The following is a 24,447-nucleotide window of genomic DNA, read 5'->3' as shown; positions in this document are numbered from 1 at the left end:
GTCGGTTAATCTGTGGGAGCGGGCTTGCGTTTAACTGACCGGCATTAAGTACCTTGCCCTCTGTTGGCCATCCTCGGCCCCGGGGCTTGCGCGATGCGCAAATGTTGCACGATCAACCGCGCCATTACCATTGATTACTGACCGGCAGACCCCGACGGTCGCTTGTAGCGTTCTGGGACAAGAGACCTGGCGCAAAGTTGCGGAGGCGGACTGGTTGGGCGCGGGTGAATTGTCTTGGAGGCTTTGTGAAAATTTCGTTCAACGCATATCCAGAAACAAAATATAGCCCCGCCCTTGGTAAAAAAACGCAAACGCCCCGACCAAATCGGGGCGTTGTCGAACAGGCCATATCAAAAGAGTACGCGGTTACTTCTCGGCGCGTTCTTTCAGGGCTTTTAGGGTATTGAACGGCGCGTCGACCACGAACTTGTTGGCCAACCACGACGGCACGCTGCCGCCGGGTTCGGTATGGGCCTGATAGGTCACTTCGACTTGATCGCCTTTAGGCACGAGCTTCCAGAAACCTTTGACCTGGGCGACCCGTACAAAACCTTTTTCTTCCGGAAGGTACTTCGGCTGTCCTTCCAGCTCGCGGGTCAGGCTGCCATCGGCGCTTTCAACGGTGGTGACATGCAACACGGAGTCGCGAGGAGTGACCGGCCAAGGGGTATTGAACTGGGTGTAGGTCCAGCTCTGGTTACCTTCATGCTTGAGCAGCTTCTGGGTATTGCATTCGTGGATCCAGGCGCAGGCGCCCGGCACGTCTTCCTGCAATGCACGCAGTTTGGCCATGGTGGTCTTCATGACGGTCACGCCACGGTAAGCCTTGTATTGGGAACCGGCCACTTCACTCAAGGACACTTTGATGCCGTCTTCTTCCTTGGCGGTTTTCCACTCTTCGGCCTGGGCCGTGGAGGCCAGTAAAACCGTCAAACCACACAGCACAGCCATACGATGCAGCGAACCCATAGTCTTATTCCTTATTGTTGAAGTTCCGTTCGTTGAATACATCACGCGGCCGTCATTTGCTCCCACCAGCCCAGCAACTTGATCGCTTCATCGCTGCTGCTGCCGCAGACCTCGACATCGGCTTCAAATGCCGAACACACCGCAGGACGTTCCGGCTTGCCAAAAATGCTGCACAGATTATCGGCAGACAGCTGCACACAACGCTCTCCGGCAGCTTTGCCATTGGGCATTCCGGGAATCGGCGAACTGATGGAAGGGGCAATACAACAGGCGCCACAGCCTTCACGGCATCTCATGACGACAAGCTCCTCGCGACGGGTAAAGGGACGGGCACAGAGTAACGGCTAAAACGACTGTTTAAAATTACCTGAGCCCGGGTTTTTTCGCTCAAACGAACGTGACTGAGCAGTCTCCGACAAAGCGTCTGGTCCGCGGGTCACGAATGGGAGGGATTTACTGCTTGAACTCGAATTCCAGCGCCGCGCCTTCAACTTCCCGACGCTCTTCATTGCGCAGTTGCAGCTGCATTTCGTTGCTGAGCAGACGACCGTTGAGCTGGAACGGGCTGCTCTTGTCACCGAACATTTGCGGCAACAGCGCATCGCGTCGGGGTAACGCTACCGTGCCGACCGGCTTCAGTTCTTCGACCATGTCCTTGGGCAGGCTCAAGTCGAGATTTGCCGAAGGGAGCTTGGTTTTCACGACTTCACTGGCCGGTTTCGACTTGGAAGCAATGGGGGAACGCTTTTTGACCGCTGCAGCCTTCTTTTTGACCGGCGCAGCCTTTTTGATCGGTGCCGGTTTTTTTGCGGTTGCGTTGGCTGTCGGTTTTTCCTGAACGGAAGCCGCCATGACGCCTTCCGCGTGACAGGTCATTAACAGGCAGATCAACAACCAGGCGGCAGGAAAAATCGGCTTCATGGACCCAACGGCGTGAACGGCAGAAGGCTATATGCTCGCCTGTTGGAGACGACAAGACAAGCGGGCAGTTCACAACTGCCCGGCAGGTCAAAAACCGCTCGCCGTCTCCTGGCAAAGTTGCGTCGCCAGCAACCCCAATGTCATCAACGCACGCTCGGCCTCGCGGTTCCAGGGGATGCCACAGTTCAGGCGAATGCAGTGATTGAACTGCTCGGTGTTACTGAAAATCAGCCCCGGCGCAATGCTGATGCCCTGCTGCAACGCACGCACATGCAGCTCCTGCGTGTTGACCCGCCCCGGCAGGCTGACCCACAGAATGAAGCCGCCGGTGGGCCGGGTCATCTGCGTGCCTTCCGGGAAGTACTGCTGCACCGCCAGCTGAAAAGCGCTGAGGTTTTTGCGGTACTCCTGACGGATGTAACGCAAATGCCGGTCGTAACCGCCGTTCTCCAGATAGGCCGCGATGCCCATTTGCGTGACGCTGCAGGCCGAATGGGTGCTGAAGGTCTGCAAGCGCTGGATTTCCTGCTGGTACTTGCCGGCAATCATCCAGCCGATGCGCACACCGGGCGACAGGGTTTTGGAGAAGCTGGAGCAATAGATCACCCGATCCAGCCGGTCATAGGCCTTGAGCGATTTAGTGCGGCCCTGCTCGAACATCAGTTCGCCGTAAATATCGTCTTCGACGACCTGGATATCGAAATCCGAGGCCAGGCGCAGCAATTGTTTCTGCCGCTCTTCGGGCATGGTGCCGCCCAGGGGATTGCTCAAACGCGTAGTCAGCACCAACGCCTTGATCGACCACTGGTTGGCCGCCAGTTGCAGGGCTTCGAGGCTCATGCCGGTGGCTGGATCACTGGGGATCTCGATAACTTTCAGCCCCAGCAGGTCGGCCAGTTGCAGCAAACCGTAATAGGTCGGCGACTCGGCCGCGATCAGATCGCCCGGCCGGGTCAACACGCGCAGAGACATCTGCAACGCATCGACGCAGCCGTGGGTAATCACCACTTCCGACGGGTCGACCACCACGCCGGCGTCGCGCATGCGGATCGCCACTTGCCGACGCAACGGCTCGAAGCCGGGGCTGAACATGTAGCTGAACGCCCGCGGGCTATGGAACCGGGTGACTTTGGCCAGTTGCTGATGCAGCGCCCGCACCGGCAGATAGTCGACGCTCGGTACAGCTGCGCCCAACGGAAAGACGCCTTCGCGGCGGGATTCGACCAGGACTTGCTGAATGATGCTGCTGCGGGTGACGAGGCCAGGTCGCTCAACCCGGGCGATATCCGGGGTTGGCGCCGTGAGCGCTGGCGTCTGGTGCACGTAGTAACCGGATTGCGGCCGGGCACGGATCAGCCCCTGATCTTCAAGGTTGGCGTAGGCCTGCAACACCGTTGCATGGCTGACGTTGAGCTGCGAGCTCATCTTGCGCACCGAAGGCACGCGCTCCCCGGGTTGATAGACACCGCGGCGGATGTCTTCGGCCAGTTGCTGAGCAATTCGTTGATAGAGCAAGAGATTGGTCATGACGCAGCACTCGATTTCACGGGCATTTTATTCTTGTGTGAAACAATACCGGAACAGTTTAGAAGTGTACTGGGACAGTTGCCACAATAGTCGACCGTACAGTGCATTGTCAGCAAAAACTGTACTGTTTTATGGAGAGTATTGCGCTGATTGGCAGGCACAAAAAAACCCGGCACTGCTGACAGGCCGGGTTGTAGGAGCTGCGTAGGAGCTGTCGAGTGAAACGAGGCTGCGATCTTTCCAGGCCCACTTCAAGAGCAAGATCAAAAGATCGCAGGCTCCGCCAGCTCCTACCTGGCGGCGCCGAGCTGGCCTTTTTCGTCGGAGAACACAATTTCCACCCGACGGTTCTGCGCACGCCCGCGCTCGGAAGCGTTCACGTCCACCGGGTATTCATCGCCGTAGCCTTCGACTTTGATACGTTTGTCGTCGATGCCCAGGTCCATCAGCACGTCAGCCACCGATTGCGCACGGTCGCGGGACAGTTTGAGGTTTTCCTGTTTACCGCCAGTGCTGTCGGTATAGCCCTCGATCCGCACCACGCGCTTGGGATTGAGCTGCAAGAACTGGACGATCTTCAGCACCACGCGGTTTGCAGAGCTTTTCAGCTCTGCTTCACCGGTATCGAACAGCACATCGCCCAGTGTCATCACCAGACCACGGTCGGTTTGGGTGGTCGCCAGCGCTACAATTTGTTCTTCGAGCCACTTGCCCTGTTGCTGCACGCTGAGCAACTTGGACTCACGCAGGGCCAATTGCAGGCGCTGACGCTCGAGCTCGAGCTTCGCAGCGCGTTCTTCGTTGAGCACTTGATTAGTGTGTTCCCGGGCGATTTCGCTGTAGCGCCGGCTCAGGTAGGCGTAATGCACGACGTCCGAACCGCTGCCCCAGTAGCTGGACAGACGATCGGCGCGGGCCAGCGACTCGCCGGCACGGATCACGTCTTTGGGCGCAATGCGCAGCACGTTGGAGTCTTCCTTGACCTTCTGAAAGTCGGTGCCGGCCTGCTGCAATACGGCTTCGCTGTGTTGACCGGCGCAGCCATAAAGGCTTGCGCAGCCAGCCAGGATCAAGCCGCCGAGTGCTTTGGTCTTGAGGCTCATTGGGCATCTCCCAGTTGCTTGCGCAGGCGAGTGATGCGGGTATTGAGCACGTTCAACTGTTCCTCGCTCTTGAGGGTCAGAACCCGGGCCTCGGCCAGGCGCGCGTCCAGCTCGGCCTGCTCGGCCCGCATGCGCGCATTCTTGAAGGACTGGTCGGCCATGTTGCCCTTGGCACGCTTGAACTTGTCTTCAGCCAGTTTCAGCTCCGGCACTTCGTCGGTGGTAGCACCCACGGCCTTGGCTTGTTCGAGGGCCTGTTCGGTCAGGCGTATTTGTTCATTCGGCGCCGGATCGGCTGCACAACCCGCCAGAGCCAGAACGGCCAGGGCAGCGAAAAGAGGTCGAATACTCACTAAAAATCCCTACTGTTTTGGGGTACTGACAGGTTGTGGCTGCGGTTGTGAGCGTTGCGCTTTCCAACGCTCGATATTGCGCAGCAGCGCAGCTTCCGTCAGTCCGGACGCGGGCAATTCTGTCATCTTTTTGGCCAGCTGTCCGCGCAACCAAGGATCGTTGCAGGCAGAGTTATGGGAAACCGCGAGATACAGGCCAGGTTTGTCGATGGGGTGTGGGTGGGCCATCAAGTCATTGGCCATCCCCAGCGTTTGCACCAGGGCCATGCCCGAGTAGCGTCCGGCGAGGACAAATTCCACCTCATTCAGCAGCAACTTCTGGAAGGCCTGGGTCAGATTGGGCGTGCGCAACAGGGTCAATTGCTGCTCGGCAAAAGTATCAAATGAGGGGGTTATTCGAGCCTTTTCCGACAAGGCGCCGGGATGACCGCGAAGGTCCTGCGCTTCGTTGTAGACCAGTAACGAGTCGTTGCGGGTCCAGACCAGATAATCGTTTTCCAGCAGCGGTGGGTGGATGTAATCCAGATTTTCCAGCTCACTGACCATCAATGGCGCATCGGCCAGCATGTCCATGCGCCCGCTGCGCACTTCGTCCAGGGCCTGGGAGCGTTTGCCGGCGTAAAGCAGCTCGACCTTGATGCCCAACTCCCCCGCCACGTGCTGCAGCAGGTCGGCGCTGGCGCCAACCAGATGTTTGGGGTTTTGCGGGTCTTGCCACAGGTACGGCGGCGCGTCCGGGCTGCCGGTCACCACCAGGCGCTCGCATTTGCCCGCGGCGATGGACAGCCCCGGCAACAGCGTCAGCCCCAGCAGTAATGACCAGCCACACACGCGGCGTAAATCCATGGTGAAACACTCCACTCAAACCCTACAGAAGAACAAAAAAAAGCCCGACCAAAAGGTCGGGCTCTTTATAAGTCAAGCTGCCGGATTAGACCAGCTTCTCGAACTCGGGGATAGCTTCGAACAGGTCTGCCACCAGGCCATAATCGGCCACCTGGAAGATCGGCGCTTCTTCGTCCTTGTTGATCGCAACGATCACTTTGGAGTCTTTCATGCCGGCCAGGTGCTGGATCGCGCCGGAAATACCGACGGCGATGTACAGCTGAGGCGCGACGATCTTGCCGGTCTGACCGACCTGCATGTCGTTGGGTACAAAACCTGCGTCGACCGCGGCGCGGGAAGCACCGACGGCAGCGCCCAGCTTGTCGGCCAGGGCGTACAGGTGTTTGAAGTTGTCGCCGTTCTGCATGCCGCGACCGCCGGAAACGACGATTTTGGCAGCGGTCAGTTCCGGACGATCGGACTTGGCCAGTTCTTCGCCAACGAAGCTCGAAGTGCCAGCGTCGTGAGCAGCCGCAACGGCTTCAACGGCAGCCGAACCACCTTCAGCAGCCACCGGGTCGAAACCGGTGGCACGCACGGTGATCACTTTGACCGCAGCGTTGGACTGTACGGTAGCAATGGCGTTACCGGCGTAGATCGGGCGCTTGAAGGTATCAGCGCTTTCGACCGAGATGATCTCGGAGATCTGGTCAACGTCCAGGCTCGCGGCAACGCGCGGCAGGATGTTTTTGCCGTTGGAAGTGGCGGCGGCCAGGATGTGGCTGTAGCCCTTGCCCAACTCTGCAACCAGTGGAGCAACGTTTTCCGGCAGCTGATGCGCGTAAGCAGCATTGTCAGCAGACAGGACTTTTGCCACGCCAGCGATTTTCGCAGCGGCTTCAGCCACGGCGCCAGCGCCCTGGCCTGCAACCAGAACGTGGATATCACCACCGATTTTGGCGGCAGCCGCCACAGTGTTCAGCGTGGCCGGGGCCAGCACTTTGTTGTCGTGTTCAGCGATTACCAAGATAGTCATGATTAGATTACCTTCGCTTCGTTTTTCAGTTTCTCGACCAGTTCAGCCACCGACTTGACCTTGATACCCGCGCTGCGTGCAGCCGGCGCTTCGACTTTCAGGGTCTTGTTGGTGGAGGCGGTGGAAACGCCCAAAGCGTCCGGAGTCAGCACTTCGAGAGGCTTCTTCTTGGCTTTCATGATGTTTGGCAGAGACGCATAACGCGGCTCGTTCAAACGCAGGTCGGTGGTGACGATGGCCGGCAGTTTCAGGGAAACTGTCTGCGCGCCGCCGTCGATTTCACGGGTCACGGCAACGCTGTCGCCGGACACTTCGACTTTCGAAGCGAAGGTACCCTGACCGTAGCCGCTCAGTGCAGCGAGCATCTGGCCAGTCTGGTTGTTGTCGCTATCGATGGCTTGTTTGCCGAGGATCACCAGCTGAGGCTGTTCCTTGTCGACAACAGCTTTCAACAGTTTGGCAACGGCCAGGGAAGTCAGATCTTCAGCGGATTCGACGAGGATGGCGCGGTCGGCACCCAGAGCCAGCGCGGTGCGCAGTTGCTCTTGAGCGGTGGACGGGCCGATGGAGACGACGACGATTTCAGTCGCAACGCCTTTCTCTTTCAGACGTACGGCTTCTTCCACTGCGATTTCGCAGAACGGGTTCATCGACATCTTGACGTTAGCGAGGTCGACGCCGGAATTGTCCGCCTTGACACGAACCTTGACGTTGTAATCCACAACGCGTTTGACAGCTACAAGAACCTTCATGGATTCCTCGTTACTCTCCGGTGAAAAGAAAGTCGCCTAGGCGAACCTGGCGGTTGATGCTCATCGGCGCAAGGGCACCTCTAAAAACGCTGGCAGGTGTATCGGGTGAACTCTGCTCACGAGGCTGATAACCGTTCGTCAGTGGTGACCGACAAGTCATTCATAATCGCGGCGTGTAAACTGCGCATAAAACCTGCGCGACGCATCACCTTGTACTGCCATCGCCCTGTCTTTAGAGGTGCTCTTGAAACCAACAGTCAGCCTACGGCGAGCGCAAAACCGACCGTATCTTGACCGGAACGCCTATTCCGGTCAATACGGCAAAATAGCCGTTCATAAGCCGCGTGACTTTGATTTCTCTGGCTTTGAGCCCATTCAAACAAACGTTTGTATTGGACGCTAGGAGTGGTGTAGATATAATGCGCCACCTAGAGAGAAAGGTGGTTCATCGATTGTCCTCTCCCCTGCATTGTGGGGGAATTCATGGATGCGACACCAAACCTCCAATTAGAAAAAAAACTGTTGAGCCTTGAGTAGGAGATAGCCTGTGGAACGCGAATACATGGAATTCGACGTGGTCATCGTCGGTGCCGGCCCCGCTGGTCTTTCCGCCGCCTGCCGCTTGAAGCAGAAGGCCGCCGAAGCCGGTAAGGAAATCAGCGTCTGCGTGGTCGAAAAAGGCTCCGAAGTCGGCGCTCACATCCTGTCTGGTGCCGTGTTCGAACCACGCGCCCTGAACGAATTGTTCCCGGACTGGAAAGAACTCGGCGCACCGCTGAATACGCCAGTCACACGCGATGACATCTTCGTTCTGAAAAACGCCGACAGCGCGCAGAAGATTCCTGACCTCTTTGTGCCCAAGACCATGCACAACGAAGGCAACTACATCATCTCCCTGGGCAATCTGTGCCGCTGGCTGGCTCAGCAGGCAGAGAACCTGGGCGTGGAAATCTACCCGGGCTTCGCTGCCCAGGAAGCACTGTTCGACGAGAACGGCGTGGTTCGCGGGATCATCACCGGCGATCTGGGCGTTGACCGCGAAGGCAATCCGAAAGAAGGTCTGTACACCCCGGGCATGGAACTGCGTGCCAAGTACACGCTGTTCGCCGAAGGTTGCCGCGGCCATATCGGCAAGCAGCTGATCAAGCGCTTCAACCTCGACAGCGAAGCCGACGCCCAGCATTACGGCATCGGCCTGAAAGAAATCTGGGAAATCGACCCGGCCAAGCACCAGCCAGGCCTGGTGGTCCACACCGCCGGTTGGCCGCTGGATATCATGGGCACCGAGAACACTGGCGGCTCGTTCCTCTATCACCTGGAAAACAACCAGGTGGTGGTCGGCCTGATCGTCGATCTTTCCTACAGCAACACCTTCCTGTCGCCGTTCGACGAGTTCCAGCGCCTCAAGCATCACCCGGTGCTCAAGCAATACCTGGAAGGCGGCAAGCGCATCAGCTACGGCGCACGTGCTATCTCCAAAGGCGGCCTGAACTCGCTGCCGAAAATGGTCTTCAAGGGCGGCGCGTTGATCGGTTGCGACCTCGGCACGTTGAACTTCGCCAAGATCAAAGGCAGCCACACCGCGATGAAGTCCGGCATGCTCGCCGCTGACGCCGTGGCCGACGCGCTGTTTGCTGAAAAGGACGGCACCGAAGAACTGACCACTTACGTCGACGCCTTCAAGAAGAGCTGGCTCTATGACGAACTGTTCGCCAGCCGCAACTTCGGCCCGGCGATTCACAAGTTCGGCGCCATCGTCGGCGGCGGCTTCAACTGGCTCGACCAGAACATCTTCGGCGGCAAACTGCCGTTCACCCTGCACGACACCAAGCCGGATTACGCTTGCCTGAAACTGGCGGCCGACTGCAAGAAGATCGACTACCCGAAACCGGACGGCAAGATCAGCTTCGACAAACTCAGCTCGGTGTTCATCTCGGGTACCAACCACGAAGAAGAGCAGCCTTGCCACTTGAAGCTGGCCGACGCGAGCATTCCGATCGCCAAGAACCTGCCGATGTACGATGAACCTGCCCAGCGTTACTGCCCGGCCGGCGTGTATGAAGTGGTGACCCAGGAAGACGGCGAGAAGCGCTTCCAGATCAACGCCCAGAACTGCGTTCACTGCAAGACCTGCGACATCAAGGACCCTGCACAGAACATCACCTGGGTGGCGCCGGAAGGCTCTGGCGGCCCGACTTACCCGAACATGTAAGTCGAATCGCTGAACAACAAAGGCTCCCGAAATGGGGGCCTTTTTGTTGCCCGAAATTCAAGCGTCAACACAAAACCAATGTGGGAGCGGGCTTGCTCGCGAAGGCGGTTTATCATCCAACATTGATCTCGACTGATACACCGCTTTCGCGAGCAAGCCCGCTCCCACAAGGGGATTCGAGGTGTATCAAGCAGCCCGCTCATCCCCGGGATTACGTTCAAAGTAGCGCTTGTACTCGCGGCTGAACTGCGACGTGCTCTGATACCCCACTCGATGCGCCACCTGGGCCACGCCCAAGCCTTCGCCCAGTAACAACTGCTGAGCCCTGAGCAAGCGCAAACGCTTCAAATACTGCACCGGCGACAACAAGGTGCAGCGTTTGAAATGCTCATGAAACGTCGACGCGCTCATGTTCGCGCAACTGGCCAGGGTCTCGACGTTCAGCGGCTCAGTGTAATGCGCATGCAGATGACTCAGCGACGCCGCGATCCGCGCGAACTGACCCTGTTGTTCCACCAGCGCTCGCAACACATCGGCTTGCGGTCCCCGCAACGCCACGAACAATAATTCACGCAAACGCGCCGGGCCCATGATCTGGCATTCCAGCGGATCGTGCAGGCAGCGCAACAACCGTTCCACACAACCGCGCATGGCATCGTCGAGGACTGCCGAGGTCATGGACTCGGGCGTCTGTGCGGGAACCGTGCGCCCCGGCGACAGCCCCATGGCCAATACCAACTCACCGAGCATTACCCGGTCAATGGCGATGGACACGCCTAGCATCGGGCCATCTGGCGCCGAAAACGTCTCGCATTCGAAGGGTACCGGCAACGCCTGAATCAGGTAATGCCCAGTGCCATATTCGAGAATACGCGGGCCCAGATGCGCCAACTTGCCGCCCTGGGCGATGATGACCAGGCTTGGCTCGTAGATTTGCGGGCCGCGGGAAACATCGCAACTGGCCCGCATAAGCTGCACGCCCGACAACGCGGTAGGCGCAAAGCCATCGCGGTTGATCAGCGGCTGGATCAACGAAACCAGGGTGGCATTGGCGTCGAGATGACGGGTCAACAACATAGGGGAGCTCTTCACAAAAGAAGTCACAAAAAAGTCGCGAAAAAAGGGATGAAAACATCATCGCAGGTCTGAACGCCAATGCGACCAATCAACGGTGTAAGCCGGAGGATTAGGCATGACACCCGGAGGAATCGCCATGGCCGGTAACCCGTGCGGCGCCCAGAATTGCTCGCCTCACTGGTCACTGCTTTTTTTAAGAGGTTCACCATGTACACCGCCATCGGATACGCCGCTCAGTCACCCTCCACTCCCCTCGCCCCGATGAAATTCGAACGCCGCAGCCCACGGGCCGACGATGTTGCGATCGACATTCTCTACTGCGGCGTCTGCCATTCCGACATCCATCAGGCACGCAACGAGTGGGGCATTGCAGTTTACCCACTGATGCCCGGCCATGAGATCGTCGGAAAAGTAACCGCCGTCGGTGCGAATGTTACCCAACACAAAGTCGGCGATCTGGTCGGCGTCGGCTGCATGGTTGACTCGTGCCGTCACTGCGAAGCCTGCCAAGCGGATCTGGAGCAATACTGCCTCGAAGGTCCGACCTTGACCTACGCCACCCCGGACCGGGTCGATGGCAGCAACACCATGGGCGGATACTCCGACAGCATCGTGGTCAGCGAGCACTTTGTCGTGCGTATCCCGGAGAAACTCGACCCGGCCAGCGCCGCGCCGATTCTGTGCGCCGGCATCACCACCTACTCGCCGCTCAAGCACTACGGGGTCAAGGCCGGCGACAAGGTCGGGATTCTCGGCATGGGTGGCCTCGGCCACATGGGCATCAAGTTCGCCAAGGCGATGGGCGCTGAAGTGACGTTGTTCACCCGCTCGGCGAGCAAGGCTGAAGAAGGTCGTCGTCAAGGCGCAGACCACGTGATCGTGTCCACCGACGCAGAACAGATGAAAGCCGCCGCAGGACATTTCGACTTCCTGCTGGACACCATTCCGGTGCAGCACGACCTCAATCCCTACCTCGATACGCTGCGTTTCGACGGCGTACACATTCTGGTGGGCTTGATTGAACCGATCGATCCACCGGTTCACGCCGCCAAACTGGTATTGGGTCGTCGCGTGTTGGCCGGCTCGCTGATCGGCGGCATCGCCGAAACCCAGGAAGTGCTGGATTTCTGCGCCGAGCACGGCATCACCTGCGACATCGAAATGCTCGACATCCGCCAGATCAACGAGGCTTACACCCGCATGATTGCCGGTGACGTGAAGTACCGCTTCGTGATCGATATGGCGACGCTGAAAGTCTGATCAGACTTTCGCGCCGAGTTCAGCAGAAAGCCGGGCTGTGACCCCTTTGATCAGGGGAATCAGCTCGGCCATTTTTTCCAATGGCATGTACGGCACGGTGCTAGCGATGCTGATACCGGCGACGATGCGCTTGCTGGCATCGCGGATCGGCGCTGCCACGCAGCGGATCGACGGTTCGTTGTCTTCCAGATCGAACGCGTACCCGCCGGCCACGTACTCGATCATGCGCTGCTGAAACTGCTCCCAGGATTGCTCCGGGTGCTGCGGCCAGAACTGATTTTTCCCACCCACCGGCAAGCTGATTTCGTACAGCCGTTGCCATTCTTCCTGCGTGTCATCGAGCATCAGCGCCTTACCGATCCCGGTACGCGCCAATGGCATGCGATGACCGACTCGCGAACGCATTTCCGGACCGTTGCGCCCGGGATTCTTGTGCAGGTACAGCACCTCGTCGCCCTCACGAATCGCCAAGTGAATGGTGTCGCCGGTCAACGCCGACAACTCATCCAGATACGGCCCCGCCAGCGTCACCAGTGGCAACTCTTCACGCGCCTGGAAACCCAGCTCGATCAGTTTCGGCCCCAGCAGATAACCGACTTGCGGCACCACCCGCAGGTAACGCTCGTCCACCAGGCAACTGGCCAGACGATGAGTGGTGCTGCGCGTCGTGCCGATCAGCCGGGCGATTTCCTTGAGATCGCGGGCGCCACTGGCCACGGCCTGAACCACACCCAGGCCACGAAGCAATGTCTGGGTGCCAGTCGGCGCGGCGTCCTTGGCGATTTTTGGGGCGTCTTCCTGCATATCCAGCCTTTACCGTTGGGCGAGTGAACGGGCGGCATTATGGTCGCCCGATGGCCGCGACTACAACTTGATACGCTCGACCTTGCCCACCAGCAACACGTAGGAAAGCGCACCCAACAACGCCAGAACCGAGATATAGGTAATCGCCGGGGCAAACGAATCACCGGAAGCGAGAAAACCGATGACGATGGGCGTGGTAATCGCCGCCAGGTTACCGATGAAATTGAACACCCCACCGGTCAATCCAAGCAAGCGCGCCGGGGCCAGGGTCGACACCAGCGACCAAGTGATCGAAGCCAGACCGTTGCCGAAAAAGGCCAATGCGAGGAAGGCAATCACCAGCGGCGTCGACTCGACGAAGTTGGCGCCGATGATCGAGGTGGAAATCAGCAGGCCGCCAATGATCGGCAACTTGCGGGCGAAACCCACCGTGTAGCCGCGACGGATCAAAAAGTCCGAGAAGAACCCCGAGCACAGCACGCCGACGAAGGCCGCCAGAAACGGTAGCGACGCCAGCAAGCCAGACTTGATGAAGTCCATGCCGCGATATTTCACCAGGTAGGTCGGGAACCACGTCAGAAAAAACCACAACGTCGAATTGAGGCAGAACTGACCGAGGTAAATGCCCCACAACTTGCGTTTGCTCAGGACAATCCCAAGGTCGATCCAGCTGAATTTAGCCTTGGTCTTCGCGGCTTCAGCCTGGATATCCACCAGCCCGCCGCCTTCGCGGATCAGCTCGATTTCAGCGTCATTGGCGCCTTTGAAATCCCGTGGCTCGCGATACACCGCGTACCAGATCACCGCCCAAATAATGCCCACCGCGCCGGTGCTGACAAACACCATGTGCCAGCCATATTGGTGTTGCAACCACGCGAGTACCGGCGTGAGAAACGCCAGCCCGACGAACTGCCCGGAGGTGTAGAAACCAATGGCCGTGGCGCGTTCGCGCTCGGGGAACCAGGTCGTCACCACGCGGCTGTTGATCGGATACGCCGGCGCCTCCAGGGCACCGACGGCCATGCGCAGCACAAACAGCGCGATGAAACTGGCAGCGAAGCCGAGCATCACCGTGGCCACCGACCACAGCAGCAATGCGACGCTATACAGGATGCGCGGCGGCACCCGGTCCACTAGCCAGCCGCCGGGGATCTGCATGGCGGCGTAGGTCCAGCCGAACGCGGAAAAGATCAGCCCGACATGGATCGGATCGATGCCCAGATCGCTGGTCAGCGCCGGGGCGGCAATGGACAGGTTGCTACGGTCCAGGTAGTTGATCACCACGGTGATGAACAACAGGACCATGATGAAAAACCGCTTGCGGCTCGGCGTCACCAACGACGCCTGCCCGGTGAGGGTTTGCGGTTGCATGGGGGGTGCCTCTTCTTATGTTTATTGAGGTCAATTTGAAGACTTGCGCTGTTCCCTGTGGGAGCGGGCTTGCCCGCGATGGCGGCAGCACATTCGGCATTAATGTGACTGACAGGACGCTATCGCGGGCAAGCCCGCTCCCACAGGGATTTGTGTTGACTCAGGAGGGACTCACCACTCAGCAAAGCTGCCATCGGCATGGCGCCAGATCGGGTTGCGCCAGCGGTGGCCGACGGCGGCGCGTTCGATCACGTATTCCTCATTGATCTCAATGCCCAGGCCCGGGCCGTTGGGAATTTTCACGAAGCCTTTGTCGTAGTCGAACACCCGCGGATCTTTTACATAATCGAGCAGGTCATTGCTCTCGTTGTAATGAATGCCCAGGCTCTGCTCCTGGATAAATGCGTTGTAGCAAACCGCGTCCAGTTGCAGGCACGCCGCCAGGGCAATCGGGCCCAACGGGCAATGCAGCGCCAGTGCCACGTCGTAGGCTTCAGCCATGTTGGCGATCTTGCGGGTTTCGGTGATGCCGCCCGCGTGGGAGGCATCCGGCTGGATGATGTCGACGTAGCCTTCGCTGAGCACCCGCTTGAAGTCCCAACGCGAGAACAACCGCTCGCCGAGGGCGATCGGCGTGCTGGTCAGCGGCGCCAGTTCTTTCAGCGCTTCGTAGTTTTCGCTGAGCACTGGCTCTTCGATGAACATCAGTTTGTACGGGTCGAGTTCCTTCATCAGCACCTTGGCCATGGGCTTGTGTACCCGACCATGGAAGTCCACGCCGATGCCGACATTCGGGCCGACCGCATCGCGTACGGCGGCGACGTTGGCCAAGGCCAGGTCGACCTTCTCGAAGGAATCGAGGAATTGCAGTTCTTCGGTGCCGTTCATTTTTACCGCCGTGAAACCACGGCTGACCGCTTCTTTCGCAGCGCGAGCGGTGTCCGCTGGGCGATCACCACCGATCCACGAATAAACGCGAATCTTGTCCCGCACCTGGCCACCCAACAGATCGCTGACCGACACACCCAGCGCCTTGCCCTTGATGTCCCACAACGCCTGGTCGATGCCGGCCAGGGCGCTCATGTGGATCGCGCCGCCACGGTAGAAGCCGCCACGGTAGAGCACGGTCCAGATGTCTTCGATGTTGCGTGGGTCTTTGCCGATCAGGTAGTCGGACAATTCCTCAACCGCAGCAGCGACGGTGTGCGCGCGGCCTTCGACCACGGGCTCACCCCAACCGGTCACACCCTCGTCGGTTTCGACCTTGAGGAAGCACCAGCGCGGCGGAACGATGAAGGTGGTGAGTTTGGTGATTTTCATCTCTATTGTCTCTCTTGTAGATGTAGCGCTCACAGCGCCAAAAAGTCTTAACGCAAAGCATTCCAGGCAGCGACATACGCCTTGGCGCGCACCGCTACTTCGTCAGCCGTCATGCCCGGTTTGAACAACCCGGACCCGAGACCGAAACCTTTGACGCCGGCCTCGACAAACACCTGCATGTTGTCCGGCGTAATCCCGCCCACCGGTACCAGCACCGTCCCTGCCGGCAACACCGCCAGCCAGGCTTTCACAACGGCAGGGCCCATTTGTTCGGCCGGGAACATCTTCAGCACATCCGCCCCTTCGGCCAGCGCCGCAAAGGCTTCGGTCGGCGTCGCCACACCCGGCGACAGGAACAGCCCCGCCGCTTTCGCCGCACGCAACACCTTGGCATCGCTGTGAGGCATGACGATCACCTGGCCGCCCGCCGCTTTCACGTGCTCGACCTGTTCCGGCGTCAACACCGTGCCCGCACCGATCAGGCAATCGGCGGGTAAGGTACTGCGCAGGATGCGGATACTTTCGTACGGTTCGGGGGAATTAAGCGGCACTTCGATGACACGAAATCCGGCCGAGTACAGGACTTCGCCGACGGCTGCCGCTTCTTGCGGACGCAGGCCACGCAGGATCGCGATCAGACCGTTTTGTGCCAGTGCTTGCTTGAGCATGTCAGACCTCCAGTCAGGTTTAACGGGATGGGGGTGTCGTGATCAGTCCGGCGGCGACCGCCAACTGCCACAACCCGCGTTCGGTGGCTTGTTCGGCCAGGGTCACCCGGGCAAAACCGCAAGCGTCGAGCGCCCGGCTGTAGCGGGCGCAGAGTTGGGCGTTTCCGATGAGGATGATCGAGGGCAGGTGCACGCTGTTGCGCCGGCGCCGCTGAACATTGGCCAGGGCCGACAGTTCATGGCCGATCAATAGACCGGACAGATAGTCCGGCTGAGCGACGGCGCTGAGTTCACCGGTCAGCCCTAGGCTGCGGGCACTGAACAACGTCGACAGCGGTCCGAACTCGCCGTCCGCCGACAGGGCCACCCGCACGCCACGATCAAACGCTTCGCCATCGAAGGACGCGCCGCGCTGCTGAGTGCGCCCCAGAATGCTGTGTTCACTGAGGACGGCGAAGACTTCGCCGGTCATGAAAGTATCGAAATGCACGATGCAACCGTCGGCCACTTCCACCCATTTCGAATGGCTGCCCGGCAAGCCGATCAACAGATCGTTACCCGCCCCGCTCGGCAGATTCTGCAACACGCCGAGGACTTGGGTTTCCTCGCCACGCATCACGTTCGGCAAGCGCGAACGCTGAATCACGCCCGGCACGATGTGCACATCGACCCCGCGAAGACTGCGAACGGTTTGTAGGGAAGTTCCGAGATTGGCGACGTTCGCCGGCGTGTCGCAGTAGGCCGCTTCGCGCCAGCCCTGAGCACTGCCGACCATGCCGCAAGCAATCACCGGCAAATCGGGCTGTGCGTCAAGCCAGTCACCGCACGCCTCATCGAAGGCCAATTCAAAACCGTCGGCGCATTCCTGGCCGGCGATGATTCGCGGCGTCTTTGGCAACTGCATGATCCCGGACGACAGCGAGCGCTGTTCCAGCACCTGGCCACCGAAGCCGAGTTTGTAAGCACGTAATGAGGTAGTCCCCCAATCGAGCGCGATCAATTGCGCCAGCATCGCTTCACCTGTTTTGTTTTTTGGGCAGTGAGTGAGCTGGACTATAGACCTTTCAAAAGGTAAATCTCAATATGTAATTTAACATCCCATATTTTGGGATTTTAACGTTTTTATATCGGAATCCCTCCAACCCCCTCTTCAGACACGAAAAGCTTGAAGGTTTCATGATGGTCCGCACCGAACATGTGCGTTTCTCCCCGAGCATCACTTAAACCGCCTTCTTCGCGTCCATCGGCACGCCTGATGGTGTAACCGACGTTCGCTTTAGGCTGCATGGTTTTGATGTCCACAATGCGAAATTTACCTTTCAACGGCGCGAATGAACTCAACAGCCCACTGTAGGGTAAACCGCTGCACACTCCCCCATGAACGATGATCTCGCCCGCGTAGTAGCGCGTCTCATTGATGCAGATCTGTTCAAACTGCAACCATGACAGTTGTCGATCCTCTGGTGGCAAAATTACGTACTCAGGTGCCGTGATTTCTTTCTCGACTTCGGCAATAATCCGTGACGTTGGAATGTACATAACCTTGGAGTAATACGCATTGTAAAAAAACGCAGTAACTGTCGCCTTGCACGGAATATATTCCTGTTTTTCTAACAACGACAGCAACACTTCCTTCTGGATAGGCCGAGAACTAGCCCCTTCATCTTCATCCTCTTCAAACATCAATCTGCTGCTGAATTCATAACGACGATCCCCTTCAATAATGTGCACTTCATCGACAACGGCACGTCCTGACAGTCGAATATGATGCAGGATAGAAAAATCAACGTCCCCATCCAGAGAGCAGCTTAGCCAAGTACCTACTTGCGCGTTTATGCCATGTGCCTCATACAAATTAACCAGATCTCTGTCGGACCTAAAGCGCAGGTTATAGAGACCTGAATCATACTCAATTGATGCAAACTCGATTCGTGGTGCCGGCACTTCCAAATGCATGCACGACGAACACATAAAAAACGCAAAAACCAACAGCAATTTTTTCATTTTTCGCCCAAAAAATAAAAAAAACGACAAAACAACACTAACCAATGGCAAATCCAACTACAAAACAATAAATGCTTTGACATCAAACTCATTTACCATCCAAGGCTTCTTTTATTCTTACAACCGGAACGTACATCACATTCGAAAAATAAGTATTCGTCATCGTTGCGCTAACCAGAAACCGACAAGCCACATACTCTTTATTCGACAGAAGAGCTTTCAACTCCGACGTCCCCAAAGCCCTCTCGCTAGCACCAGCGGAAATAGACACATTAAAAATAATCTGTGAGACAAACTTAAATCCTGGTTGAGTTTTATCCCGAGCAACAGCACCCTGAGCGAAATACTTCATCCGATGGTCCAGATTGAAGTCGACATCATCTGCCAAGGCACACATCAATTTTTCACCAACACGTGACTTGTATGAACCGAGAATATCGGTATCTGCTGAAAAATATAGATTATATACAGGTGTATCGCGCACCCTTTCTATTCTTGAAAAATCAAGATTAGCAATGGCCTTATCTTGATTGAAGGAACACCCACCCAAAACAAAAACAGTGACAAGCAAAAAAAAATTCGGAATATTCACATCAACCTCTGAAATGTTTATTAATAGATTGAATCACGTACGCAAGAGCAGACTTCTCATCCGCCAAAACCGTCGTAAACACAACATCCGCCTCTTCATGATTTACATCCATTTTACTATTCACATTAGGCCCTTCTTCCAACCCTGCTTTAGCTTTGGTTTTTCTGGATAAATGTTTGAAATAGCTCCCGCCATCGCTCCATTACCAACGGGGTCCAGTGTCAACAACCGTGAGGCAGGCACTGGATGGTTTGCTAAGCGGTAATTGGAAAGCGACGGAGTAGACATGAAAAGTCCCGAGGCCCTTCGTGTCCTGACAAGAGGCCTCGCCAAGCGCTGGATTTTATTTTTTATCGATAGCTTGCACCAAGTCGACTGTTGGAATACGCATAACGTTTGAAAAGTAAGTATTGTAGGTCGTGGTATGAACCCGAAACACACAGGAAATGTAGCTTCGATTAGTTAACCAACGACTCAACGCCTCGCCTTCCGGAAAAACCTCCGCTCCTTTCTCTCCAGTGAACTCCCTGAAAATAACATCGGCCTGATATTTGTATACCGAGTTATCTTCAATGCGCTCCACCAGACCATAGCCAGAACGTTTTATCTGATGAGCCACGGCAAAATCAAGATCATCATCTACTGCGCAGATCAATCCTTGACCGATACTCGACTTGAATAGTTCAAGAATCGCGACATCCGAAGTAAAGCGCACCTGATATATCCCTGCATCTCTTAACTCCTCAACATCGGAATATATCAGCGTCGCGATCGGCTTTCCGTGATTCAGTGAACACGAAGCGCAAAAGGAAATAATGAGCAAAAAAACGCATCGAAACATCAAATGCTACTCCTTAAAATAGTTCAAAATCGATTCATTCAGTATTTGCCGAGCTGTTTTTCCATTATTCAACGGCCGAATGTACATGATATGTGCATCGGCGTGATTTACGTCAACCCGCCCCATCACATCCGGCCCTTCGACAACTTCCCACTGCTCGCCAAAATCTGCGACCCTGTCAGACAAATTGCGCTTTTCAGGTGCAGCAGCAGCTCGAATATTAACCCAGTACTCAGCTTTCGGCTTAGGTTGCAATCTATATATATTCGAAATACTCCAAACAACCTTACCTTCACCAACCGGGTCTATGGTTATCAACATTCTTACCTTGTAGCCTTTATCGGTCAGAACACTGGACAGGTGCGCGCCATTCCACCCCCCAAGACTATGACCGATGATATATACCGCTGTAGAGCAATCAGGTATTTTTTCAGCACATGTTCTGATAAATCTTTGTCAGCAATAAAATCATTGTAACCAAGAGGCCAAGACTCAAATTTTCCTTTCGGGAATTTTAGCTGCTTTGCATCTCTTATAAATATCTCACGCACATCATCCACATTATTATTCGGCCCACTCAGATAGTAGCTCTCCTGATCCCCAGCACCACCTATAAAAAACACAACAAAATTTCGTAGAGAAACAGAAACCTGCTTAACGGACTGATCCGTCTTACATGTCAGCGTATGCGTTTTCACCTCTCTTTTCGCCAAGGGTGCTTCTACTGTCGCGCCTTCATCAGCCATACCTGATTACTCCACAAACAATTTAATGGTTTCAGCCAAATGAGAACTGACGGTATGGGTAAACCCCGACGCATCGGTGATGCCATGCTCCTCACTGCCGTCACCACGCTGAATGGTGTAGGGGTGGTAGGGAACGGGCTCTCCGGTCGCTTCGTTAACCACCTGCAACCTGTCAGTAAAATGCACCGGCATCGGCAACAACCCACTAAACGCCGCCCCTCCGCCACTCTGACCAATAATGATCGTTCCAGAACCGCCAACCACCACGTTGCCATGGCCGCCCGTACTATCGAGCGTTGCGGCGTTAAGGCCGTTAATGAATACCGTGCCAGACACGGCGCCGGTGATCGGGCTGCCGCAAGCAGATTTATCGGTCATGCGCGCAGCGCCGAGGCCGTCGAAGAACACGTCCGGGGAGCCGGACACGATCGGGTTGGTGCCATGGCCCGGCAATGGGCATGCCGTCGGGTCGGTGACGCGTGCAGCAGGTTTTCCACTCAAGTCAAAGCTCCTTGCTTCTGAGATTCAGGGTGAGGCTGATAGATATCGATGTCGGTTGCGGCGAAGTACCAGCGGTTATCGACCGGGTCGAACAGCGCGTGGCAATCGTCATGGCTGACGGGGGATGAAACGTTGTGAAGGGTTTGCCAGGCCTCGGCGACTTGCCATTTCAGATCTGCATCCGAAACGCTGTCGAGGTCGTTGAGCAAGGTGTTGTAGTCGCGCAGGCCGATCCGGTCATAGGACGTCTGCAGCAGGCTGGCCATCTGCGGGCCGAAATCGATGTAACGCTCTGCGGTCCATTGGCCGATGTCGGAATAAACATACCAGCCCATGGGCAGCAGCGTGCCGTCCTTCAACAACGATTGACCCGCCAAGGCAACGAAACCACAGCAGACGTGCAGCGTCAGCCAGCCTTGATGTTCCCGGATAAACGGATTCGGATCGAACGTGCGAAGCGGTATGACACGGTACTCCTCGAGACCGCGACTGCGCGTCATCAACTCGGCGTCCAGACGCGAAACAAACGCCCGGATCGCCTTGCCGCCCGCACGGTTGAGGGTGCAAAGGATGTCCACCGACTGGCGGTGGCGGTCGTCCGTGGAGCCGAGGTTTTTCACCAGGCCGTACAAACGCAGAGTCGCCCGAAGTCCGCTCATCGCCGGTCACTCATTGACGCGGCGAAGGCTCCACGGGCGTGGAGAAAGAGTGCCAAAAGCATTGCAGGTGTCGTCCGTGAGTGCGCAAAGGGCGCACAGAATGCCGGACTAGAGCGGTGCGAACAACTGATTCATGTCATATAGCCACCATCGATCAACGTCCCTCGGCAAACTCGCGCAACACCGCTCCATCCATTCGATACCGCACCCACTCTTCCTGCGGTTGTGCGCCGAGGGATTTGTAGAATTCGATCGCCGGTTTGTTCCAGTCCAGCACGCTCCATTCGAAACGGCCGCAGTCATTGGCGCAGGCGATTTTCGCCAGGTGGCGCAGCAAGGTTTTACCGGCGCCGCCGCCCCGTTGTTCGGGAGTGATGTAGAGGTCTTCGAGGTACAGGCAGTTGCTGCCCAACCAAGTGGAATAGCTGAAAAAGAACACCGCGAAGCCGATCGGCAAACCGTCGCGCAGACAGACCAGGCCATGGGCGGTGGCGCCTTCGCTGAACAGGCTGCGCTCGATGTCGGCGACGCTGGCGATGACTTCGTGGCGGGCACGTTCGAAGTCGGCCAGTTCAGTGATGAACGCGAGGATTTGCGGAGCATCGCTGGGGGTTGCCGGGCGGATTTCGATGGTCATGAACGTGCCTTGTGAAAAGTTGAAAACGCCATACTAAGTCCGCGCGGGGCGCTCGTCACATTTGAAAGCAAAACGTCATGTAGCATTAATGTTTTGTGGCGTTTTGCATGAACGGGCCAGCCTGCGAAATCAGCGTGACTGTGCTGACGTCTTCGCGGGCAAGCCCGCTCCCACAGGGTGCTCATTGATCACAAAAACCGAGTCGAATCCAAGGAATTCCATGACCACCGCCACTTTCGCGCCGCTGCACAATCTGGCTTCTGAACTGCTGCCCCATGCGCTGGAACCAGGCGAGGACGGTGCTCATGATCTGTCGCATTTGCAGCGGGTGTGGCACAACGTGCGCACGCTTCATGCCGAAGAAGGCGGTGATCTTGAGGTGCTGCTGGCAGCCGTGCTGTTGCACGATTGCGTGGCGGTGGAGAAAAACTCGCCGCTGCGCTCACAGGCCTCACGGCTGGCGGCGCAGAAAGCTTCGACAGTACTGATAGCCTTGGATTGGCCTGGCGCAAAAATCACAGCGGTCGTCCACGCCATCGAAGCCCATAGCTTCAGCGCCAACATCACGCCCATCACCCTCGAAGCGAAAATCATCCAGGACGCCGACCGCCTCGACTCCCTTGGCATGCTCGGCGTGGCGCGTACCTTCTACATTGCCGGGCGCATGGGCAGTGCGCTGTACGACCCTTTGGACCCAGAGGCGAAAGAACGGGACTACGACGACAAGCGCTTTTGCCTCGATCATTTCCAGACCAAGCTGCTGCACCTGGCGGACGGTTTCCAAACGACCACCGGTCAACGTCTGGCACAGATTCGCCACGAACGCCTGAAGGGTTTCATGGAGCTGTTCAAGGAAGAAATCAGCATCTGCTGAAAGTATTACTCCGGCCTCCACTAACCCTGAAATCGGTAACCACAGACCTATCATCGGTACCTTGCGTGATAGATAGATGACATTCACTTCTATCGGGTCAAGGAACCGCCTCATGTCTGCCGCCGCCCCACCCGTCTCAAGCAGGTTGTTCAGCCTGTTCTGCCTCGCCAGCTATTTGTTGTCGTTGTCTTATGGCTCGACTTTTTTACTGTCGCTGCTGATCGGCTCTCGCGGCGGCAACGAACTCGATGCCGGCAGCGTGATTTCGGCGGCGATGCTCAGCACCTTCGCGGCAGTGATTGTCTCCGGTCACTTGTCTGACCTTCTCGGCGCGGCGCGCTCCATTGCACTGTTCAGCCTCTTGCTGGTGGTCGCCAGCCTGGGATTTGCCTTGACGCCTGGCTTTGGCAATTTGCTGCTGTTTTTTGGACTGATGCTAGGGTTGGGTTGGGGCGTTTTCTACACGCTCGGACCGATCATCGTCGCGAGCCTGGTGACGCCTGCGCAACGGGCTAAATACTTTGCGCTGCTGTCGGGCAGCATGATGACCGGGATCGGCAGCGGTCCATTGTTGGGCCGTGCTGCCAGTGCTCTCGGGTATCCGGTGACGGCAGCGTTTTACCTCGCGGCGCTGGCCAGCCTGATCGGTGCTTTGCTGTTCTGGCGGCTGGATGTCCAGCTCAAGAAAACGCCCTCGGCATCAGCGTCAGTCGCTCGAATATCCTGGCACGCAACGGCTCGGGTGTTGTCCTCCAGAGCCGTGTTCCCGATCATCATGGTCGGCCTCGGCGGCTGTGTCTTCGGTGGTCTGTCGAGTTTTCAAACCAGTTACGCAGCGTCCCGTTCACTTGATTATTCACTGTTCTTTTTCGGTTTCATGGGCGCGGCGATCAGCAGCCGAATGTTGATTGCCGGGTTCGTGGTCAAACGCGATCCATTGCGTGCCTCCTGCCTGTTGTCGGGCCTGATGATGGTTTCGATCCTGATGTTCGGTTTTGTGGTCGACGACGGGTTCAGCTACGTGCTGGCGGCGATGATGCTCGGGGTGGGTTATGGGCTGACGTATTCGGTGATCAATGGCCTGGCGGCTAATGAAGCGCCGTCCGGCACGACCTCGCAGTCCTTGCTGTTGTTCAGCCTGTCCTATTTCGTCGGCGTGTTCGGCTTTCCGTTGCTGGCCGGGAGAATCATCGTCGAACACGGGATGGTGACACTGTTGCTTACGGTACTGACGATCGCCCTGCTGAACTGGCTGATCACCGTAGGTCGGTTGATCTGGCGTCACGTCAGCAGGATCAAAACATTGCAGCAGGCCTAGGGGGCGTTCTCAATGAGTTTCCCCGCCGCGCCGGGTCTGCTGTTGTGCAGGGCAAGGCGCGAGAAGCGTGGTTTGGT

At 57.2% G+C, this 24,447-nt stretch carries 27 protein-coding genes; 4 read left to right on the top strand and 23 right to left on the bottom strand.

Going from position 1 to position 24,447, the window contains the following annotated elements:
- Positions 1-366: 366 nt before the first annotated feature.
- The 9 genes from TU81_RS15120 to TU81_RS15080 form a co-directional block, all read right to left on the bottom strand.
- The gene (locus TU81_RS15120; RefSeq protein ID WP_048395852.1) at positions 367-969 is read right to left on the bottom strand and encodes an START domain-containing protein; all 603 of its coding nucleotides are present in this window, start codon (positions 967-969) and stop codon (positions 367-369) included.
- Positions 970-1,010: 41 nt separating this feature from the next.
- Complete coding sequence (locus tag TU81_RS15115; RefSeq protein WP_019582607.1) at positions 1,011-1,265, bottom strand: YkgJ family cysteine cluster protein; 255 nt, start codon at positions 1,263-1,265, stop codon at positions 1,011-1,013.
- Positions 1,266-1,422: 157 nt separating this feature from the next.
- Positions 1,423-1,890, bottom strand: a complete 468-nt coding sequence (locus tag TU81_RS15110) for a hypothetical protein (protein ID WP_048395850.1) — start codon at positions 1,888-1,890, stop codon at positions 1,423-1,425.
- Positions 1,891-1,977: 87 nt separating this feature from the next.
- Positions 1,978-3,417, bottom strand: coding sequence for an aminotransferase-like domain-containing protein (locus TU81_RS15105; protein ID WP_007903895.1), 1,440 nt, complete (start codon positions 3,415-3,417; stop codon positions 1,978-1,980).
- Between the two features lie 290 nt (positions 3,418-3,707).
- Positions 3,708-4,520, bottom strand: a complete 813-nt coding sequence (locus tag TU81_RS15100; RefSeq protein ID WP_038982131.1) for an OmpA family protein — start codon at positions 4,518-4,520, stop codon at positions 3,708-3,710.
- Positions 4,517-4,873: a DUF4398 domain-containing protein gene (locus TU81_RS15095; RefSeq protein WP_038982130.1), complete on the bottom strand. Its 357-nt coding sequence runs from the start codon at positions 4,871-4,873 to the stop codon at positions 4,517-4,519. Before TU81_RS15095 ends, TU81_RS15100 begins: the two co-directional genes overlap by 4 nt.
- Before the next feature lie 9 nt (positions 4,874-4,882).
- Positions 4,883-5,719 carry a substrate-binding periplasmic protein gene (locus TU81_RS15090; protein ID WP_048395848.1) on the bottom strand — a complete coding sequence of 279 codons (837 nt, stop codon included), beginning with the start codon at positions 5,717-5,719 and terminating at the stop codon, positions 4,883-4,885.
- Between the two features lie 85 nt (positions 5,720-5,804).
- The gene (locus TU81_RS15085) at positions 5,805-6,734 is read right to left on the bottom strand and encodes an electron transfer flavoprotein subunit alpha/FixB family protein (protein WP_038982128.1); all 930 of its coding nucleotides are present in this window, start codon (positions 6,732-6,734) and stop codon (positions 5,805-5,807) included.
- 2 nt (positions 6,735-6,736) lie between these two features.
- Positions 6,737-7,486 carry an electron transfer flavoprotein subunit beta/FixA family protein gene (locus tag TU81_RS15080; protein WP_003226982.1) on the bottom strand — a complete coding sequence of 250 codons (750 nt, stop codon included), beginning with the start codon at positions 7,484-7,486 and terminating at the stop codon, positions 6,737-6,739.
- 547 nt (positions 7,487-8,033) lie between these two features.
- Here TU81_RS15080 and TU81_RS15075 point away from each other — a divergent pair.
- Positions 8,034-9,698 (top strand): electron transfer flavoprotein-ubiquinone oxidoreductase, encoded by a 1,665-nt coding sequence (locus TU81_RS15075; protein ID WP_007903905.1) that lies wholly within the window; start codon positions 8,034-8,036, stop codon positions 9,696-9,698.
- A gap of 186 nt (positions 9,699-9,884) precedes the next feature.
- On the opposite strand, the gene TU81_RS15070 is transcribed toward TU81_RS15075, so the two are convergent.
- On the bottom strand, positions 9,885-10,775 hold the full coding sequence (locus tag TU81_RS15070) for an AraC family transcriptional regulator (protein WP_048395845.1): 891 nt from the start codon (positions 10,773-10,775) through the stop codon (positions 9,885-9,887).
- 207 nt (positions 10,776-10,982) lie between these two features.
- Here TU81_RS15070 and TU81_RS15065 point away from each other — a divergent pair, with 207 nt between their 5' ends.
- Positions 10,983-12,035: an NAD(P)-dependent alcohol dehydrogenase gene (locus tag TU81_RS15065; protein ID WP_048395843.1), complete on the top strand. Its 1,053-nt coding sequence runs from the start codon at positions 10,983-10,985 to the stop codon at positions 12,033-12,035.
- On the opposite strand, the gene TU81_RS15060 is transcribed toward TU81_RS15065, so the two are convergent.
- From TU81_RS15060 to TU81_RS15005, 13 genes are all read right to left on the bottom strand, one after another.
- Complete coding sequence (locus TU81_RS15060) at positions 12,036-12,839, bottom strand: IclR family transcriptional regulator (RefSeq protein WP_038982125.1); 804 nt, start codon at positions 12,837-12,839, stop codon at positions 12,036-12,038.
- 60 nt (positions 12,840-12,899) lie between these two features.
- The gene (locus TU81_RS15055; protein WP_038982124.1) at positions 12,900-14,210 is read right to left on the bottom strand and encodes an MFS transporter; all 1,311 of its coding nucleotides are present in this window, start codon (positions 14,208-14,210) and stop codon (positions 12,900-12,902) included.
- Between the two features lie 171 nt (positions 14,211-14,381).
- Positions 14,382-15,530 (bottom strand): galactonate dehydratase, encoded by a 1,149-nt coding sequence (gene dgoD, locus TU81_RS15050; RefSeq protein WP_007903915.1) that lies wholly within the window; start codon positions 15,528-15,530, stop codon positions 14,382-14,384.
- 47 nt (positions 15,531-15,577) lie between these two features.
- Positions 15,578-16,198, bottom strand: coding sequence for a 2-dehydro-3-deoxy-6-phosphogalactonate aldolase (locus TU81_RS15045; protein WP_048395841.1), 621 nt, complete (start codon positions 16,196-16,198; stop codon positions 15,578-15,580).
- Positions 16,199-16,217: 19 nt separating this feature from the next.
- Positions 16,218-17,210: a 2-dehydro-3-deoxygalactonokinase gene (locus TU81_RS15040; RefSeq protein WP_048395839.1), complete on the bottom strand. Its 993-nt coding sequence runs from the start codon at positions 17,208-17,210 to the stop codon at positions 16,218-16,220.
- Positions 17,211-17,320: 110 nt separating this feature from the next.
- Entirely contained in the window at positions 17,321-18,202 is an 882-nt protein-coding gene (locus TU81_RS15035; protein ID WP_151152187.1) for a hypothetical protein, read from the bottom strand.
- 88 nt (positions 18,203-18,290) lie between these two features.
- Positions 18,291-18,794, bottom strand: coding sequence for a hypothetical protein (locus tag TU81_RS30320; protein ID WP_151152185.1), 504 nt, complete (start codon positions 18,792-18,794; stop codon positions 18,291-18,293).
- A 343-nt stretch (positions 18,795-19,137) separates the two neighbouring features.
- A complete protein-coding gene (locus tag TU81_RS15025; protein ID WP_038982119.1) occupies positions 19,138-19,635 on the bottom strand; it encodes a hypothetical protein in 498 nt (165 codons plus the stop codon).
- A gap of 6 nt (positions 19,636-19,641) precedes the next feature.
- Positions 19,642-19,956 (bottom strand): hypothetical protein, encoded by a 315-nt coding sequence (locus TU81_RS31030; RefSeq protein ID WP_313847852.1) that lies wholly within the window; start codon positions 19,954-19,956, stop codon positions 19,642-19,644.
- Between the two features lie 23 nt (positions 19,957-19,979).
- The gene (locus tag TU81_RS31025) at positions 19,980-20,381 is read right to left on the bottom strand and encodes a hypothetical protein (RefSeq protein ID WP_313847851.1); all 402 of its coding nucleotides are present in this window, start codon (positions 20,379-20,381) and stop codon (positions 19,980-19,982) included.
- 6 nt (positions 20,382-20,387) lie between these two features.
- Complete coding sequence (locus tag TU81_RS15015; RefSeq protein ID WP_048395836.1) at positions 20,388-20,882, bottom strand: PAAR domain-containing protein; 495 nt, start codon at positions 20,880-20,882, stop codon at positions 20,388-20,390.
- Entirely contained in the window at positions 20,879-21,541 is a 663-nt protein-coding gene (locus TU81_RS15010; protein WP_038982117.1) for a hypothetical protein, read from the bottom strand. Before TU81_RS15010 ends, TU81_RS15015 begins: the two co-directional genes overlap by 4 nt.
- 154 nt (positions 21,542-21,695) lie before the next feature.
- Positions 21,696-22,178, bottom strand: coding sequence for a GNAT family N-acetyltransferase (locus TU81_RS15005; RefSeq protein ID WP_038982116.1), 483 nt, complete (start codon positions 22,176-22,178; stop codon positions 21,696-21,698).
- A 220-nt stretch (positions 22,179-22,398) separates the two neighbouring features.
- Between TU81_RS15005 and TU81_RS15000 the strand changes: the two genes are divergently transcribed.
- Together TU81_RS15000 and TU81_RS14995 are read left to right on the top strand one after the other, a co-directional pair.
- Entirely contained in the window at positions 22,399-23,052 is a 654-nt protein-coding gene (locus TU81_RS15000) for an HD domain-containing protein (protein ID WP_038982115.1), read from the top strand.
- Positions 23,053-23,164: 112 nt separating this feature from the next.
- On the top strand, positions 23,165-24,370 hold the full coding sequence (locus TU81_RS14995) for an MFS transporter (protein ID WP_038982114.1): 1,206 nt from the start codon (positions 23,165-23,167) through the stop codon (positions 24,368-24,370).
- Positions 24,371-24,447 lie beyond the last annotated feature (77 nt).

The sequence above is a fragment of the Pseudomonas lini genome, assembly GCF_001042905.1.
GTDB lineage: Bacteria > Pseudomonadota > Gammaproteobacteria > Pseudomonadales > Pseudomonadaceae > Aquipseudomonas > Aquipseudomonas lini.
This window is presented reverse-complemented; position numbering and strand designations above follow the sequence as displayed.

Bases quoted from the DNA above. Each gene is read 5' to 3' on its own strand.
- TU81_RS15120 (WP_048395852.1), bottom strand. From the start codon at position 969: ATGGGTTCGCTGCATCGTATGGCTGTGCTGTGTGGTTTGACGGTTTTA.
- TU81_RS15115 (WP_019582607.1), bottom strand. From the start codon at position 1,265: ATGAGATGCCGTGAAGGCTGTGGCGCCTGTTGTATTGCCCCTTCCATC.
- TU81_RS15110 (WP_048395850.1), bottom strand. From the start codon at position 1,890: ATGAAGCCGATTTTTCCTGCCGCCTGGTTGTTGATCTGCCTGTTAATG.
- TU81_RS15105 (WP_007903895.1), bottom strand. From the start codon at position 3,417: ATGACCAATCTCTTGCTCTATCAACGAATTGCTCAGCAACTGGCCGAA.
- TU81_RS15100 (WP_038982131.1), bottom strand. From the start codon at position 4,520: ATGAGCCTCAAGACCAAAGCACTCGGCGGCTTGATCCTGGCTGGCTGC.
- TU81_RS15090 (WP_048395848.1), bottom strand. From the start codon at position 5,719: ATGGATTTACGCCGCGTGTGTGGCTGGTCATTACTGCTGGGGCTGACG.
- TU81_RS15085 (WP_038982128.1), bottom strand. From the start codon at position 6,734: ATGACTATCTTGGTAATCGCTGAACACGACAACAAAGTGCTGGCCCCG.
- TU81_RS15080 (WP_003226982.1), bottom strand. From the start codon at position 7,486: ATGAAGGTTCTTGTAGCTGTCAAACGCGTTGTGGATTACAACGTCAAG.
- TU81_RS15070 (WP_048395845.1), bottom strand. From the start codon at position 10,775: ATGTTGTTGACCCGTCATCTCGACGCCAATGCCACCCTGGTTTCGTTG.
- TU81_RS15065 (WP_048395843.1), top strand. From the start codon at position 10,983: ATGTACACCGCCATCGGATACGCCGCTCAGTCACCCTCCACTCCCCTC.
- TU81_RS15060 (WP_038982125.1), bottom strand. From the start codon at position 12,839: ATGCAGGAAGACGCCCCAAAAATCGCCAAGGACGCCGCGCCGACTGGC.
- TU81_RS15055 (WP_038982124.1), bottom strand. From the start codon at position 14,210: ATGCAACCGCAAACCCTCACCGGGCAGGCGTCGTTGGTGACGCCGAGC.
- dgoD (WP_007903915.1), bottom strand. From the start codon at position 15,530: ATGAAAATCACCAAACTCACCACCTTCATCGTTCCGCCGCGCTGGTGC.
- TU81_RS15045 (WP_048395841.1), bottom strand. From the start codon at position 16,198: ATGCTCAAGCAAGCACTGGCACAAAACGGTCTGATCGCGATCCTGCGT.
- TU81_RS15040 (WP_048395839.1), bottom strand. From the start codon at position 17,210: ATGCTGGCGCAATTGATCGCGCTCGATTGGGGGACTACCTCATTACGT.
- TU81_RS15035 (WP_151152187.1), bottom strand. From the start codon at position 18,202: ATGAAAAAATTGCTGTTGGTTTTTGCGTTTTTTATGTGTTCGTCGTGC.
- TU81_RS15025 (WP_038982119.1), bottom strand. From the start codon at position 19,635: ATGTTTCGATGCGTTTTTTTGCTCATTATTTCCTTTTGCGCTTCGTGT.
- TU81_RS31030 (WP_313847852.1), bottom strand. From the start codon at position 19,956: ATGTTGATAACCATAGACCCGGTTGGTGAAGGTAAGGTTGTTTGGAGT.
- TU81_RS31025 (WP_313847851.1), bottom strand. From the start codon at position 20,381: ATGGCTGATGAAGGCGCGACAGTAGAAGCACCCTTGGCGAAAAGAGAG.
- TU81_RS15010 (WP_038982117.1), bottom strand. From the start codon at position 21,541: ATGAGCGGACTTCGGGCGACTCTGCGTTTGTACGGCCTGGTGAAAAAC.
- TU81_RS15005 (WP_038982116.1), bottom strand. From the start codon at position 22,178: ATGACCATCGAAATCCGCCCGGCAACCCCCAGCGATGCTCCGCAAATC.
- TU81_RS15000 (WP_038982115.1), top strand. From the start codon at position 22,399: ATGACCACCGCCACTTTCGCGCCGCTGCACAATCTGGCTTCTGAACTG.
- TU81_RS14995 (WP_038982114.1), top strand. From the start codon at position 23,165: ATGTCTGCCGCCGCCCCACCCGTCTCAAGCAGGTTGTTCAGCCTGTTC.